Origin of the sequence: Marinococcus halophilus (genome assembly GCF_002265875.1) — a bacterium.
Lineage (GTDB): Bacteria > Bacillota > Bacilli > Bacillales > Marinococcaceae > Marinococcus > Marinococcus halophilus.
In genome coordinates, this window is sequence record NZ_NPFA01000014.1 from 21,822 (window position 1) to 36,132 (window position 14,311).

General features: G+C 45.8%; 16 protein-coding genes. 8 read left to right on the plus strand and 8 right to left on the minus strand.

Going from position 1 to position 14,311, the window contains the following annotated elements; translation table 11 throughout:
* Positions 1 to 13 precede the first annotated feature (13 nt).
* Positions 14 to 1,186 carry an iron-containing alcohol dehydrogenase gene (locus CHL76_RS13125; RefSeq protein ID WP_079475690.1) on the plus strand — a complete coding sequence of 391 codons (1,173 nt, stop codon included), beginning with the start codon at positions 14 to 16 and terminating at the stop codon, positions 1,184 to 1,186.
* Between the two features lie 102 nt (positions 1,187 to 1,288).
* A complete protein-coding gene (locus CHL76_RS13130; RefSeq protein ID WP_079475691.1) occupies positions 1,289 to 2,128 on the plus strand; it encodes a formate/nitrite transporter family protein in 840 nt (279 codons plus the stop codon).
* A 40-nt stretch (positions 2,129 to 2,168) separates the two neighbouring features.
* Here CHL76_RS13130 and brnQ read toward each other — a convergent pair whose 3' ends face one another.
* On the minus strand, positions 2,169 to 3,494 hold the full coding sequence (gene brnQ, locus CHL76_RS13135; RefSeq protein WP_094908804.1) for a branched-chain amino acid transport system II carrier protein: 1,326 nt from the start codon (positions 3,492 to 3,494) through the stop codon (positions 2,169 to 2,171).
* A gap of 366 nt (positions 3,495 to 3,860) precedes the next feature.
* Here brnQ and CHL76_RS13140 point away from each other — a divergent pair, with 366 nt between their 5' ends.
* Together CHL76_RS13140 and CHL76_RS17120 are read left to right on the plus strand one after the other, a co-directional pair.
* Positions 3,861 to 4,109 (plus strand): hypothetical protein, encoded by a 249-nt coding sequence (locus tag CHL76_RS13140; RefSeq protein ID WP_079475693.1) that lies wholly within the window; start codon positions 3,861 to 3,863, stop codon positions 4,107 to 4,109.
* Positions 4,110 to 4,251: 142 nt separating this feature from the next.
* Complete coding sequence (locus CHL76_RS17120) at positions 4,252 to 4,398, plus strand: hypothetical protein (protein ID WP_158219185.1); 147 nt, start codon at positions 4,252 to 4,254, stop codon at positions 4,396 to 4,398.
* A 154-nt stretch (positions 4,399 to 4,552) separates the two neighbouring features.
* On the opposite strand, the gene CHL76_RS13145 is transcribed toward CHL76_RS17120, so the two are convergent.
* Together CHL76_RS13145 and CHL76_RS13150 are read right to left on the minus strand one after the other, a co-directional pair.
* Complete coding sequence (locus CHL76_RS13145) at positions 4,553 to 5,422, minus strand: DMT family transporter (protein ID WP_079475694.1); 870 nt, start codon at positions 5,420 to 5,422, stop codon at positions 4,553 to 4,555.
* 85 nt (positions 5,423 to 5,507) lie between these two features.
* On the minus strand, positions 5,508 to 6,500 hold the full coding sequence (locus tag CHL76_RS13150) for a YeiH family protein (protein WP_079475695.1): 993 nt from the start codon (positions 6,498 to 6,500) through the stop codon (positions 5,508 to 5,510).
* Positions 6,501 to 6,609: 109 nt separating this feature from the next.
* Between CHL76_RS13150 and CHL76_RS13155 the strand changes: the two genes are divergently transcribed.
* Complete coding sequence (locus CHL76_RS13155) at positions 6,610 to 7,479, plus strand: LysR family transcriptional regulator (protein ID WP_079475696.1); 870 nt, start codon at positions 6,610 to 6,612, stop codon at positions 7,477 to 7,479.
* Between the two features lie 141 nt (positions 7,480 to 7,620).
* Positions 7,621 to 8,265, plus strand: a complete 645-nt coding sequence (locus CHL76_RS13160) for a FusB/FusC family EF-G-binding protein (RefSeq protein ID WP_233133431.1) — start codon at positions 7,621 to 7,623, stop codon at positions 8,263 to 8,265.
* A 46-nt stretch (positions 8,266 to 8,311) separates the two neighbouring features.
* Here the strand turns inward: CHL76_RS13160 and CHL76_RS13165 are convergent, their stop codons facing one another.
* Both CHL76_RS13165 and CHL76_RS13170 read right to left on the minus strand, forming a co-directional pair.
* A complete protein-coding gene (locus CHL76_RS13165) occupies positions 8,312 to 9,211 on the minus strand; it encodes a helix-turn-helix domain-containing protein (RefSeq protein ID WP_079475697.1) in 900 nt (299 codons plus the stop codon).
* Positions 9,212 to 9,525: 314 nt separating this feature from the next.
* On the minus strand, positions 9,526 to 10,047 hold the full coding sequence (locus CHL76_RS13170; RefSeq protein WP_094908805.1) for a gamma carbonic anhydrase: 522 nt from the start codon (positions 10,045 to 10,047) through the stop codon (positions 9,526 to 9,528).
* Between the two features lie 123 nt (positions 10,048 to 10,170).
* On the opposite strand from CHL76_RS13170, the gene CHL76_RS13175 reads away from it, so the two are divergent.
* Positions 10,171 to 10,947 carry an alpha/beta hydrolase gene (locus CHL76_RS13175; protein WP_233133433.1) on the plus strand — a complete coding sequence of 259 codons (777 nt, stop codon included), beginning with the start codon at positions 10,171 to 10,173 and terminating at the stop codon, positions 10,945 to 10,947.
* A 32-nt stretch (positions 10,948 to 10,979) separates the two neighbouring features.
* A complete protein-coding gene (locus CHL76_RS13180) occupies positions 10,980 to 12,038 on the plus strand; it encodes a tetraprenyl-beta-curcumene synthase family protein (protein ID WP_079475700.1) in 1,059 nt (352 codons plus the stop codon).
* 40 nt (positions 12,039 to 12,078) lie between these two features.
* Here the strand turns inward: CHL76_RS13180 and CHL76_RS13185 are convergent, their stop codons facing one another.
* The 3 genes from CHL76_RS13185 to mnmL are packed head-to-tail and all read right to left on the minus strand — an operon-like array spanning position 12,079 to position 14,249.
* Complete coding sequence (locus CHL76_RS13185; protein WP_079475701.1) at positions 12,079 to 12,642, minus strand: beta-class carbonic anhydrase; 564 nt, start codon at positions 12,640 to 12,642, stop codon at positions 12,079 to 12,081.
* Positions 12,643 to 12,648: 6 nt separating this feature from the next.
* Complete coding sequence (gene mnmM, locus CHL76_RS13190) at positions 12,649 to 13,284, minus strand: tRNA 5-(aminomethyl)-2-thiouridylate-methyltransferase MnmM (protein WP_079475702.1); 636 nt, start codon at positions 13,282 to 13,284, stop codon at positions 12,649 to 12,651.
* Positions 13,281 to 14,249, minus strand: a complete 969-nt coding sequence (mnmL, locus tag CHL76_RS13195) for a tRNA modification radical SAM protein MnmL/YtqA (RefSeq protein WP_094908806.1) — start codon at positions 14,247 to 14,249, stop codon at positions 13,281 to 13,283. The genes mnmM and mnmL overlap by 4 nt, the downstream gene beginning before the upstream one ends.
* Positions 14,250 to 14,311: the final 62 nt, after the last annotated feature.

The following is a 14,311-nucleotide window of genomic DNA, read 5'->3' on the forward strand; positions in this document are numbered from 1 at the left end:
GGAGGCTTAACTAATGAGCAGATTTACGATTCCAAGAGACATCTATTTTGAAGATAATGCGCTTGAAGTGCTGCGTACATTTGAAGGAAAAAAAGCCACGCTCGTTATTGGCGGCGGCTCAGTGAAAAAGAACGGTAATTTAACCCGCATCCAGGAGCATCTTGCTGCAGCAGGAATTGAAACTGAAGTTCTGGAAGGGTATAATACTGAACCAACTGCAAAAATGGTCAAAGAAGGAGCAGAAGAAATGCGTTCCTTTGCACCTGACTGGATTGTAGGCATCGGTGGTGGTTCCGCAATGGACGCTGCTAAAGCGATGTGGCTTTTTTATGAGCATCCTGAGCTTTCCTTTGAGGATGCAACGAAGCCTTTTGAATTGCCTCGTCTCCGCCAAAAGGCGAAATTTGCCGGCATTCCTACGACAAGCGGCAGCGGTTCTGAAGTGTCCAACCTTTCAGTAGTGGCGGACGAAACAACAAACGTCAAGTATCCACTTGCAGACTTTGGTCTGACACCGGACATTGCTATTATTGACCCGGTCATGGTGGAAGATCTGCCGAAGCATATTGCCGCTTACACCGGTATGGATGCTTTCACCCATACTATCGAATCATATGTAGCTAAGCCGCGTACGTTATATACTAACATTCTTGCTCTCGGCGGAGCCGAAGTGATTAAAGATAATTTGAAAGCATCGTATAACGGCGACCATGAAGCCGGAAAGCAGATGCACAGCATTCAGGCGATGGCCGGGATGGCGTTTGCGAATGCGGTACTTGGCAATGTGCATAGTCTTGCCCATAAAAGCGGTCCTACGTTTGATATTCCCCACGGCTATGCTAATGCAATTTATCTCCCGTATGTCATTGAGTTCAACCGTGCAGTGGTAGAAGACCGCTATGCAGAAATTGCGCGTCGCCTGCATTTAAAAGGGCAGACAGACAAAGAATTGACAGATTCGCTTGTAGAGTATATTTTTGAACTCAACAAAGATTTAGGACTAGCTGTTACGCTTGAAGAATACGGTGTTCCTGAAAAGGATTTCGAAGAGCATCTGGATACCATGGCTCAAAATGCACTAAGCGATCCGTGTACCGGCACCAATCCACGGGAAACATCCTTCGAACAGATGAAGGACTTGTTTAAGGCTTCGTATTACGGAAAAGAAGCTCTGGTAAAAGGCTGAGTATAAAAGGAAAAAAGGTGAACCGGAAACCCCGATTGCTTCGGGGTTTTTTTCCTTTGGTACTGATCCTGTAGCAGAGATTAGGAGAAGGAGAGATGTGTTATGCCGAAAGAACAAAAGCTCGGGGCAGCCGACCGGCAGTATAAAGAACCTCCCGAGGTGGTACAGTCGTTTGGGGAAAATGGGCGTAACCACTTAAGTAAGGAATTCAAAGCACAATTTCTGCTGGCTATACTGGCGGGATCATTTATGACCTTCGGAGCTGTTTTTTCGATTCTCCTTGCAACAGGCGTAGAAGCGAAAGGGCTATACTATCTATTGTCAGGGCTTGGTTTTACAGCGGCTTATGTCATGGTATTTCTATCTGGCGCTGTATTATTTACAGAGATCAATATTCTGCTGCCAAGCTACTTGTTTCGAAAGCCCAGCGTCTATTTTATGCCGATTGTAAGGTTCTGGCTTGCTACCTATATCGGCAATATTGTTGGCGCTCTGTTTGTCGGGGTCATCATTCAGCTGTCCGGCTCCTTGACGCCCGAGTTTTACGGGGAGCTGCAAGTATATTTGTCGGATAAAATGAAATTTAAAGAGGCCGGCGGCATCGGATGGTTCCAGGTCGTGTTATCCGGCATTCTGGCGAACTGGTTAATCGGCATGGCCTCGTTTCTGACTACAGCTGCGAGAGATGTTACAGGAAAAGTAGTCGCAACCGCTCTTCCGGTCATTTTATTTGTGGCCGGCAATTTTCAGCACAGCGCTGCGAATATGGGATACTTCAGCATGGGCGTATTTGCAGATACCCAGTATGCCTGGTATGAATACCTGCTATTTAATTTAATCCCTGCAAGCATAGGTAATTTAATCGGCGGTGCTCTCCTTGTTTCTCTATTATTCTTATTTGCCTACCGGGAAGAGCTTCGCGACGGCGACAGTATTGAATAAAAAAACTGCTCCTGAAAAGGGGCAGCTTTTTTTATGGAATTCACTTTTCGTTAAAAGAAGCTTTCTGAGAAGAACTGGAGGACATAAGTCTGTCGAGCAGGTATCCGACAGCAGCTCCGATAAGTGCTGGTAACGCCCAGCCAAGCCCCTGCTCAAAAAATGGAGCGGTCTGAAGAATGCCTGTAACAGCTGGGGCAGAGATGCCGACGTTAGAAAGTCCCTCGTAGAGGGCAAATATTCCTGTGAAAATCATAGACAGCTGATACATCAGAGAGCCCTCCCCGATAAGTGGACGAAGAAGCGAAAGCACAATAAGCACAATAGCGAGTGGATAGATGAATACAAGTAAAGGCACCGCAATGCTCAAAATCAAGGACAATCCTAAATTAGTCACCATCATGCCGATGATGATGAAAAGCACGACAAAGGATTTGTAGGCTATTCGAGGCATAACGCTGTGAAAAAACTCGGAGCATGCCGTTATCAGCCCAACACAGGTGGTCAGGCAGGCAAGGAAAACAATTACGCCAAAAAACAAGCTGCCGGAAGGACCAAACAGCATGGCTGCGGCGGGTTCAAGAACGCCGGCCCCGTCAGAAATGCCTTCCTGCTGAAACATCCGGGAACCAATCCAGCCAAGCGAAATATAAACAACAGAAAGCCCAAGGCCAGCTACTATAGTAGCTGCAGTGGCGCCGGTCATCAGCTCGCGCTTAGAGGAAGCCCCCTGGGCACTCAGGCTGTTAACAATAACCATCCCAAAGGCAAGCGCTCCAAGAGCATCCATTGTCAAATATCCCTCAAGAAAGCCTCCGATAAAAGGTGAACTGGTATAAGGAGCATCAACCGTAGTGGGCTCTGCATCGAAAATAAAAAAAGCCCGAACAAACAAAATGGCTAAAGTTCCAAATAAAATAGGTGTGAGCCATTGACCGAGACGGTCCACAATCTTTTCAGGATTTAAGCTCAGCAACAGGGTGAGCACGAAAAAAATCACAGAAAAAAGCAAAAGCGTCCACCAGGTGCCAACCCCTGCTGCGGGAACAAAGCCAATTTCGTAGGCGACGTTTGCGGCTCTTGGAATACCGTACAACGCGCCGATAGATAAATAAATCAACACTGCAAACAACAGTCCGAACACTGGATGGACTCTGCTTCCGATGCTGATAAGCCCGTGGCGTGCCTGGACAACAGCCAGAATGGCAAGAATCGGAAGGAGTACTCCTGTAAATAGAAAACCAAGGATGGCGGGAGTGAAATTGCTTCCCGCAGAATAACCGAGAAATGGTGGGAAAATCAAATTGCCCGCTCCAAAAAATAAAGAAAACAGCATAAAACCGATAAACAGAATGCGCGACTTTTTCATACCAGCACCTCCTACACGTAAATAATGGCAGAACACAACACAAAAAACCCGTTTCCAAAAAGGAAACGAGTCAAATTCTTAAGAGAGTCTTTAGAGCTTTATGTCATACAGGACTATCTTGTGAGAAATTGACTATATATACTGAATCGCACTATGTAACGTTAATAATCATTCTATAATGTAACGCGGATTTGCCTGGAAGTAAACCGTAATCATGCAGGAAAACAGGGAAATTATTGTAAGCGGATACTTAGGCTAAGAACAAAAAAGCAAAAGAAAAATCCGGATTTTTAATTATTTCAAGTGTATATAATGTATAATAGGGTATATATGCATAGGTCCAATATCATTTGGGAGGAAAAAACTATGGGGAAGGGTATGGACTGGGTTAAAAACCATCGATTTTGTTCTACAGTTGAAGAGCATAATGATATTGTCATTTTAGAAGTTCCTTATACAGCAAGTCATGAGCAATGGGAGGAAATACAGGAAATCATCAGCATTCTCCATGATCACGGTTATGTCGAAGGGCAGACAAAACGTATTGATCAGCTGCAGATTGAGCTTGTCGGTTTTAAAATCCCCTGGAGCCAGCAACGGACGAATTCGGGTTAAAAAATAACAAAAATAACCATTTGATGTATAAAAGATTAAAGAAATTACGTTTACGTTACAAGTGTATAATAAAACACAAAAATTACAATTGGGTTGATACGATGGTATTTAATTAATAATTTGGAGAAAAGAGGTCTGCAATTTGCGTAACCCAATTGTGTTGATGATGGTGATGGGGCTTTCTATGATTTATGTAATTGTGCCGTTTATGAATATTGAGCAAATGCCGACCATGTTAACAAATGTACAGCATATTATGAAATCCATCACTTCCATCAGTTTTTTATAATGCATACGACGTTCAGAGCCCCCCCCCAGTTTATCTGTGGGCTTCTTTTATAAGAAAAGAAACGCTGGATGATGAAGGTAACAAATATCAAAAGAAAGCCATGACTACACTATTTTTTCACATAAAAAGCAGCCCCGCTTTGGGAGCTGCTTTTTTAGGCAGATTGGCGAACACTAAATGCTGTAATGGAAAGAAGAATGATAGCAATACCGGCCGCCTGAATGATAGTCAAACTGTCCCCAAGAAGGACTACCCCAAACAACGAAGCGGTCACAGGCTCTGCCATAGCAACCATTGAAGCAGTGACCGGAGTGGTTCGCTTTATACCGATAATATAAAGGACGAAGGATATACCGGCCCCCACGAGTCCGAGCAGCAAAAACCATCCGACATCACTGGAAGCCAGCACAGAAGCCGCTTCCTGCCGGTCAATAAATAGTAAAAGAAGCACGCAGAAAATGAAGAAAGCGATGGTTAATATAGTTTCAGGCCTGCCGGCTGCAGAGGCATATTTGAACCCGAAAATAAATAACGCGTAGGAAAGACCGGCCCCGAGGCCGGCAGCGGCTCCTGCAAGCGTAACGGTAGAACCTCCAGTATCATAAGCACCGGTCAAAAGAAAAATCCCGACCAGCACTACTGCGATACAGCCCCATTTGAAAAAAGTAGAAGCTTCCTGTCGGAGAAAAAAAGAAATTAGAAAGACAAAAATGGGGGCGGTATACATTAGTGTAGCCGCAATCGCTACACTAGAGGCCTCAATACTCAGGAAATAAAAGGTGAAATTGCCGGCAACGCCTGCCCCGGCGAGCCCCGCCCATACGAATAAGCGGACAGTGGGAGAACCGGTCTTGCGCAGACGGAGCAGAAACCATGCAAAAATGCAGACAAAGCCTACTGCCCCCCGGTAAAAGGAAATGACCAACGGGCTCCAGCCCTTATGTAAAAGAATATCGGCCAGCCCGCCTGAAATGCCCCAAAGCATCGCGGCCAATACTACTAAAATTGTGCCTGAAAATTTCATTGTCGGCCTCCGTGCTAGTTAGTGTGAACAATAATGTTTACCCTGAAGGCATCTGTCTCAAACAGCTTCTGCAGTGCCGTCCGGATTAAAGTAACACTTCAATGAGAAAGTAGCCGAAAAAGGACAACAGCAGCGAGCCGGAAACGGCAACGATAAATATCTTTAAATTAACTGTCTTAAAAAAAGCAGCAGGCATTTGCATACCCAGTCCAGCCATGGCCATACCGAGAAGAATATAAGAAGCAGATACCATAAAGGCAGCCGTGGACGCGCTGAGCAAATGAAAGGTGTTAGCCAGACTCATTGCTAAAAAGCCAAAAATAAACCAGGGGACTGGGAGCTTACGGAGGCTTTCCTTTTCTTTACGGCCATGAAGCAATGCAATCACAAGAGCTGCCGGGATAAGAAGAGCCACCCTCGTTAGTTTGATCACAAGTGCGTTGTTTTCCGAAACGGCGCCCCCGGCTTCGGATGCTGCTACTGCATGAGCGATTTCGTGAAGAGTGCCTCCAGATAAGATGCCGTATTCATATGCGTTCATCCCAAGGAACGGAAACAAAAGAGTATAGGAAACAGAAAAAACAGTACCGATCAAGGCAATAATAGCGATGCTTGCTGTCGTTGTTTTTTGCTCTGCTTTAACAATTGGTGCAATGGCCGCGATAGCAGAGGCTCCGCAGATTGCTGTTCCACAGGCAGTTAACAGACTTAGCGTTTTATCGATTCTGAGGGCCGCGGCGGCAAAATAAATGAAAAGAAGGGTAATAAGTAAGCCTGAAGCAGCGATGAAAAAAGCGTTGAACCCTGCATCATAAATGTCCCCCAAATGAAGACGCGCGCCGAGAAAAATAATACCGAGCCGCAGCAGGAATCTGCTCGAAAAAGTAATGCCCGGTAATGCCCTTTCAGGTATGCCGGCGGTAGTCCGCCAAAGTATGCCTACAAGTATTGCGATAACCAAAGCACCCATTGCTGAGAATGGGGCAGTTTCAGCTAGTGCGCTGCTGAGCACCGCAGCAATAAACGTAAAAATAACTCCGTACAATAACATGGGAATGGAAGAAATAAATTTTTTCATCCGCCTTCAACTCCTAATCAGTACTGCTATTGTACTTCGGGCCTTTTTATTATAAAAACAAATATATATAATGTAATTAATTAATATTTTTAATAAACAGGAGGTCCGAATGCATATTGACGAATTAAAAACGTTTTTGACAGTGGTAGAGGAAAAAAACTTCACAAAAGCCTCTGAGGTCCTCTCCCTTTCTCAGCCAACTGTAAGCGTGCATATAAAAAACCTTGAAAAAGAATTCCTGGCCCCCCTGTTTCAGCGGACGACAAAGTCGTTAATGCTCACAAGAGAAGGGGAGGTTTTTTTAGACCATGCCCGTCAATTGATGAGCACGTACAACCGTATGAAAGAAGCAGTATACACGATGCACGAAGAAGTGAGCGGCACTATTCATATTGGTGCCAGCTTTACGATCGGGGAATACGTTCTTCCTGAACTGATGGCCAGAATGCAGGAGGAATACGAAGAGATTCATTTTGAAGTAACGATTGCCAATACAGAAGAAATTATTCAGCTTGTCCGCGCACTTAAGGTCGATATCGGACTGGTGGAAGGACATAGCGGAGCTGCTGACATTACGTTGACACCGTTCCAGGCTGACCGCCTGGGAGTAGTGAAAAATACTTCCACCCCTTTTTATCCTGTAACCCTTGAAGCGCTGCAGGACCAGAAGTGGGTCGTGCGTGAGAAAGGGTCAGGCACAAGGGAATCGTTTGATTATGTAATGAACGTAAATGGCATCCGTGTACGTTCACTCCTTGTGATCAGCAGCACGCAGGGAGTAAAGGAAGCTGTGAAAAATGGGCTGGGGTTGTCCTTATTATCAGAAGCAGCGATCTCGGAAGAACAAAAACATAATACGCTTGAGCTTTTATCTATTGAAGGCATCGATGCCAGCAGGTTTTTTTCCTACGTGTTGCCAAAGAGAGCGGCACGAACAAAAAATGTACAGTTTGTGATTCGTTCTCTGACAGAAAATTAGTAGAGCCGGATCTCGTTTGTCCGTTTTCTAACGTTTTTTACTAAAATTGATTTATTGTATACTAATATCGCTATTCACAGTCAGAGTCTGGCAGTTCGGAAAAAGAGAGGAAGCTTATTAACTGAAATGAGGAATGGATGAATGAGCCAAATGGAACCATTTTTGCGCAACGATCAGTTTAATTTTATCAAAGAGCATGTATGGAAATTTGCTCATGCGCATGCCACAGTGAAAGACGCTGATGTGATCCATGCATTAAAATACAGTGCTTTTGATCAAATTATCAATACCTTCTATTCTATGAATGAAGAACAGGAAGAGCTGTTAAAAAAGATTCTATATGTAGAGGACAGCAGTCAGGCAGAGCAGATACTGACTGAACTGAAAGCGTATGTGATTTCGTTTCCTGCTGTTACGGCTGAACGGATTAAAAAACTTTTCCCGAAAGTAAAGAAATTGACGATGCCGCCTTTGGAAGAGAAGAATCTAAGAAATATATCGTATCTGGGGTGGAATGATGTCCGCTCTGAACGAAAATATATTATTACGACAGATCAAAGAAGGCTGACCGGGGTGTTTGGAACTTTTCGAAGCTCTCCTGGTAAAGGGATCTGTACAATCTGTAACAAACACGAAGAAACAGGTCTTTTTATGGCTGTAGTAAAGGCCGGGAAAGAAACGTACACGAGCCGCGGCAATTATATATGCCAGGACAGCAGCAGGTGTAATCAAAATATTACAGACATCCGCCAGCTTGAAACATTTATGTATCACCTGAAAAAATGAATAACATGAAAGCCGGGAAGATTCTTACCTTTCCCGGCTTTCATTGTTATTGGAGCGTATGCAGATGGATGATACCGTCTTTTTTATAGTCGTTGATTTCCTGGCGGATGTGATCTGCAAGGCCAATCTGCTTCATAGTATCAAACATGGAACAGGCCTGGCCCCAATCCTGAAGAGCTGAGTCATCGAATCCGAGCACCAGAAGGTTTTGGCCCCTTTGGTACAGCAGCTCTCCAAACACGTAGCTGTTCTGCAGGTCAATGCAGCGGTCGATGCCCCTGGTACACCAATCAATGGACTGCTGGTAGGCTCCCTGGTAGGTTAGTGCTTTTGTTAACGTATATATCAGCTTTAATTCAATAGACTTGTTCTCCGGGTTCATCAGGTCCTGATGGTCCTGTAGAGCTTTTCGGCATATGTCAGCGGCTTTTTTATATTCGTGTTCGAGGTTATAAATAATAGCCATAGCATTAGTGATTTCGCCCTTGCGTTCCGTATAGATTCCTTTATGGTAAGCATCGAGGGCAGCAGAAGCCAGCTCGAGGGCCCGGGTAGGATCGTTGTCGATTTCGTAAGCGCAGATGGCTTCATGCCAGAGCATATACTGCTCGTAATAGCCGATTTTAAAAATGGGATTATTCTGCTCTTTGGAAAGCAGCTCCCGCATCGAAGCATAATCATGCTCGAAGCGGTAGGTTTCAAGCATACTAAATACAGAACGAACGTAGTCGCTCCGCTCGGTTAACGCTTCTTCAAAAAAGTAATACATGTTGGCTCCCAGCCGTTCGGCAATATAAAACATTGTGCTCGCATACGGAACAATCGTGCCTTTTTCAATTTTACTGATCTGCGCCTGGGTACAAATATCCTTGGCAAGTTCTTTTTGTGTATAGCCCCGGTATTTTCTTAATTCCTGTATCTTACGGCCCACTCTTGAAAAATCCATCAATATAGCCCTCTCCCTGTCTCTCAAATATTCCTATAGTTATTTTACGGGAAGAAATCGGGAGAAAAAAGAGGAAAGTCTTAGGAAAATAATCGATTTTGGTCCCGGAAGCGAAAAACACTCTTTTTGTAGTTCGAATATACTAAAACGAGCATATAATAAAGAGGTGAAGAAATGAAAAAGACAGGTGTATGGTGCGCTGTGTTAGCATTATTAATGGCATTAACAGTACCGGTTCAGCAGATAACGCCCGTTACAGGTGAAATCATAACAAGAGATCTCCCGCACCAGTATTAAAGAATAAGCCGCTGACATCACTGATGCCGGCGGCTTATCTCTTTATACTGTTTTGCTTTCTCAACGTACTCGGTCCGTATGCGCTCCATATCCTCTTTGTCCTCGGCTGTAAGCTCCCGGACAACCTTGGCCGGGCGCCCAAAAGCGAGCGTGCCGGATGGAATTTTTTTACCAGGAGGCACAAGGCTGCCGGCACCAATAAAAGCGCCTTCTCCAATTTCCGCTCCATCAAGTATCGTAGAGCCCATACCGACCAAGGCTTTTTTTCGTACAATGGCAGAATGAAGCATCACCTGGTGCCCAACGGTAACGTCGTCCTCAATAATTAAAGGATGCTTTGGGCTTTGATGAAGCAGGCACTGATCCTGAATGTTGACTCTGCTGCCAATCAGTGTGGGAGCTACGTCCCCGCGAATGACAGTGTGAAACCAGATATTAGACTCTTCGCCAATCGTAACGTCGCCTGTAATGATCGTGAAGTCTGCTAAAAAAACGGTGGAAGCAATGGAAGGGTACTGATTATTATACGGATAAATCATAAAAAACCACTCTTTCCGAAATTTATTCTGCATTTCTAATGCAAGTGTAGCAAAAATAATAGTAAAATAAAGAAAGATATAGTTCCCAGTGTACTGGACCGAGGGAGAAAGGGGGCGATGATTTTGGAAAAAAGGTTAGTAGACCGCCCGCGTGGGGTAGTGGTGCTGGTTCATGGATCAGGAGAGCATTACCGGAGATATGAATGGCTGATCCATGTATTGAAACGCCAGCATCTGCATGTGATTACCGGGGACTTGCCGGGACACGGAGAAACTAACGGGCGAAGAGGCCATATAGATAGCTTCCGTGAATATACTGATACCGTATATGAATGGTATAGAGAAGCAGCTTCTTTTAAGCTGCCTATTTTTATGCTTGGCCACAGCATGGGGGGATTAATTGTCATTCGGGCGGTATCCGAGCGGTATATGCCAGTAAAAGGTATTATACTGTCTTCCCCCGCGCTTGGGTTATACGCATATCCAAACAGGGTCCGGGAATTGTCCGGAAGGCTTGCGCACCGGCTCATGCCGGGCAAAAATTTAAAAACCGGCATCCAAGCCCAGTATTTAACAAGAAATCCGGAGACGAGAGCCGAGTACCAGAAGGATGAATTAGTGAATGATACGGTTACGGTCCGTTGGTACCAGGAGATGATCCGGGCAATGCGGATCAGCCTGGCACAGCCGGAAAGCTTTCCGGATACGCCACTTCTGGTTATGCAGGCCGGAGAGGATTATATCGTTGATAAAGAAGCAACTGTGCGTTGGTTTAACCGGCTGCATACATCGGAACGAACGATTAAAATATGGAACAATCTTTACCATGAAATATTGAATGAGCCCGAACAGGAACGGGTGGTAAGATATATTATTCACTTTATGAATCAGCATTCCTGAAATGAACCAGCCAATCAAGGAGGCCTTTTGAAATGTCAGCACCGACGTCGATACCGACTATTATGTACTACGGGGTGAAAGACGCCCTGCCGGCTGCCCGGCAATACTTAAGCGAATGGAAGGAAAAAGCAGAACAGATCCCTGAGACGCTTTACCGGGAGGCCGCGCTCGAAGCCATCGATGAAAAAACGTTCCACTACGAGGGGGGGTCTCTTTATGCCCTAATTGCTCCTGAACATGCCCAGAGCGAGCTGCTTCGTTTTATCGTGGCTTATCAAAACATCAGCGATTATTTAGACAGCATCTGTGACATGAGCCAGGAGGAAGGGGAGGTCTTTTATCGTGACATTCACGAAGCGATGAAGCATGCCCTGGATCCGTCGGCGATCCAGGAAGATTATCTCAAAAGAAAAAAAGGAGATGGAGACGGAGGGTTTTTAGCGGATTTAGTTGAAACGTGCCAGTCCGCCCTGCAGAGCTTTCCAGGCTTTTCCGGCGCCCAGCCGTTTATGGAAGAACTGTCCATGTATTACAGGGAGATGCAGATATATAAGCACATTGATGTTAATGAACGTGAGGGGAAGTTGATTGAGTTTTATGAGCACTTTAAAGACCGTGTTCCACCGATGACCTGGTATGAATTTTGCGCTGCTTCGGGGTCGACGCTCGGCATTTATGCACTGGCCGGATACGCTGCCCGGTCACCACTTGCAGAGCTTCAGGCGAAGTCGATTAAAGAAGCTCATTTTCCTTATGTACAAGGGCTGCATATTCTGCTGGATTACTTTATTGACCAAGAAGAAGACGTAGAGCAGGGCTCGTTAAACTTCACCGAAAAATATGCGTCTGCCGGCCATATGATGTCGCGGCTGGAATTTTTTAAGTCTGAAGCAGATAAAAAAGTAGCTAAGCTGCCGGAATCTGGTTTTCATAAACAATTAAACAAGGGGCTTCTCTCCATCTATTTGTCTGACGAAAAAGTACAGGCAAATGAAAAAATGAAGCAGCAGGCAAAGCATCTGCTCCGCTTCGGCGGCATGACCTCGCTTATTTACTATTGGAATTCATGGATGTACCGGAAAAAAATATAAACGAAAAACCGCCTCTTCCCGAAAGAAAAGGCGGTTCTTTTTACATATCAGCCGTATCCAGTGAAGTAAGTTCTCCGGTCTCCGGGGAAATAACCAGGCCGTGCACTGGTGTTCCCGGCGGAAGGAGCGGGTGATTTCTCATGACCTGAACGGATTGATGCACGTTGTCCTCTACATCCGAAAAACCGCGCAGCCATTCGTGTACGGAGACGCCCTCAGCATGCATCACTGCCTCTGCATCGGATGAAACTCCCCGGTCATATGCTTTTTCAAGCACCTGGCCGGCCTGAAGACCGGTCATGCCGCATCCGTAATGGCCGATAATCAGCACTTCTTCGGCCTTTAATTCGTATAAAGCAACCAGAATACTTCGTGTAATACTGTCATACGGATCCGTAATCATTGCCCCGGCGTTACGGATCAGCTTTGCGTCTCCATTCCGGATACCCATGGCTTTAGGAAGCAGTTCAATAAGTCTTGTATCCATGCAGGTTAAAACAACGATACGTTTATTTGGAAATTTATCTGTTTCAAAAGCTTCATATTCTTTGTTTTGAACAAACTGCTGATTGTGCTCTAAAATAGATTTCACCACTTCTGACATGATTCATCATCCCTTCGTAGATATATGTGAATAAGCTTGAACTAATTCAGATAAGTGAGGAGTGTCTTCTCCTATTTTTTCAAAAGTTAACACGTAAGGGGGCGCCTTCTCTTGAAATTCCAGGCTGTACCGCAGCACCCGAACTTCCTGTTCCAAAAGTTCAGCAGCAAGGTGCTCAATGGCTGTACGCTCTGACTTTCCTCCAGGGTGGCCATGATAAACGACGACGATAACCGGAACGCCCGGTGAAAACGTGTGAAGATAAGAAAGCACCGCTGCTGTCGTAGAAGAAGCGGACGTCACTATCTGCTTATCGCTTCCGGGCAGATACCCGAGGTTAAAGACGGCTGCCCGGACGCCTGTACTTTCCATTTTGGTGAGCACCGAAGCCGCACGCTCATGACTGCAGTGATGGAGAGTGACATATGAATCCAGGCTTTCCTTTTTTAATCGCGCATATGTAGCCTGGATGGCTTCGCCCTGAATGTCAAAGGCATGCACATGCCCGGAGGGAGACACCGCCTCTGCCAGAAAGGCAGTGTCCCCGCCATTTCCGCATGTGGCATCAATCACGGTGTCGCCGGGGCGAACATTCTGTGCAATCATCCAATGGGCGAAAGCCACAGCTTTTGGCAGAGTCATAAAGCTGCCGGAGCAGGCTGATAATATTTTCCCTGCCAGCTGTTTCTGCGGACCTGTTCTTTATGAATTTCATTGAGTACTTCGAACTTGTTCACGCTCCACATCGGCCCGATGAGAAGCTCAGTTGGCCCGTCACCGGTAATGCGGTGAATGAGCATGTCAGGCGGCAGAATTTCGAGCTGGTCCACGACGAGACTGACGTACTCATCACGGCCGAGAAACTCCACCATTCCTTTTTCATACTGCTTAACCATCGGTGTTTTTTTCAGTAGATGCAGCAGGTGAATTTTAATCCCCTGGACATCAAGGTCAGCAACAGCCTGGGCGGTTTCCATCATCATTTGGTGGTCCTCCTGGGGAAGCCCGTTGATAATGTGGGAGCACACGCGAATGTTATGCTTACGGAGCTTGTCTACGCCCTCTTTGTAGCATTCAAAATCATGTGCGCGGTTGATCGTTTCGGCAGTTGTTTCGTGTACCGTCTGCAGCCCGAGCTCCACCCACAGGTAGGTGCGTTCATTCAGCTCAGCCAGATATTCAACGACATCATCCGGCAGGCAATCCGGGCGCGTCGCAATAGAAAGACCGACGACGTTATCCTGGGCGAGCACTGCTTCATACATTTCCCGAAGTTCTTCCACGGGGGCGTAAGTATTGCTGAATGCCTGAAAATAACCAATGTATTTTCCGTTTTTCCATTTCTTGTGCATGCGGTCTTTAATTTCATGAAACTGGGTGATCACATCGTCGGCCCGGTTACCGGCAAAATCCCCGGAGCCTGCCGCGGAGCAGAACGTGCAGCCGCCGTGAGCGACGCTGCCGTCGCGGTTCGGGCAGTCAAACCCGCCGTCGAGCGGGACTTTAAAGATTTTATGGCCAAATGATTCCTTTAAGTGGTGATTCCATGTATGATACCGCTTCTCTCCCCAGACAAGCGGTTCTTCGTTTGATAATTCCGAGCTCATGAAGAGCCTCTCCTTCCATCGTGCATAAAATATTCCTTCTTATTTTAGCATGTTTTGCCTCT

Coding starts and splice junctions, on each gene's coding strand:
- mnmM (WP_079475702.1), bottom strand. CDS start 13,284: ATGACTCTGCCAAAAGCTGTGGCTTTCGCCCATTGGATGATTGCACAG.
- CHL76_RS13160 (WP_233133431.1), top strand. CDS start 7,621: ATGAGCCAAATGGAACCATTTTTGCGCAACGATCAGTTTAATTTTATC.
- CHL76_RS13130 (WP_079475691.1), top strand. CDS start 1,289: ATGCCGAAAGAACAAAAGCTCGGGGCAGCCGACCGGCAGTATAAAGAA.
- CHL76_RS13125 (WP_079475690.1), top strand. CDS start 14: ATGAGCAGATTTACGATTCCAAGAGACATCTATTTTGAAGATAATGCG.
- CHL76_RS13140 (WP_079475693.1), top strand. CDS start 3,861: ATGGGGAAGGGTATGGACTGGGTTAAAAACCATCGATTTTGTTCTACA.
- brnQ (WP_094908804.1), bottom strand. CDS start 3,494: ATGAAAAAGTCGCGCATTCTGTTTATCGGTTTTATGCTGTTTTCTTTA.
- CHL76_RS13180 (WP_079475700.1), top strand. CDS start 10,980: ATGTCAGCACCGACGTCGATACCGACTATTATGTACTACGGGGTGAAA.
- CHL76_RS13150 (WP_079475695.1), bottom strand. CDS start 6,500: ATGAAAAAATTTATTTCTTCCATTCCCATGTTATTGTACGGAGTTATT.
- CHL76_RS13165 (WP_079475697.1), bottom strand. CDS start 9,211: ATGGATTTTTCAAGAGTGGGCCGTAAGATACAGGAATTAAGAAAATAC.
- CHL76_RS13155 (WP_079475696.1), top strand. CDS start 6,610: ATGCATATTGACGAATTAAAAACGTTTTTGACAGTGGTAGAGGAAAAA.
- CHL76_RS13145 (WP_079475694.1), bottom strand. CDS start 5,422: ATGAAATTTTCAGGCACAATTTTAGTAGTATTGGCCGCGATGCTTTGG.
- CHL76_RS13185 (WP_079475701.1), bottom strand. CDS start 12,642: ATGTCAGAAGTGGTGAAATCTATTTTAGAGCACAATCAGCAGTTTGTT.
- mnmL (WP_094908806.1), bottom strand. CDS start 14,249: ATGAGCTCGGAATTATCAAACGAAGAACCGCTTGTCTGGGGAGAGAAG.
- CHL76_RS13170 (WP_094908805.1), bottom strand. CDS start 10,047: ATGATTTATCCGTATAATAATCAGTACCCTTCCATTGCTTCCACCGTT.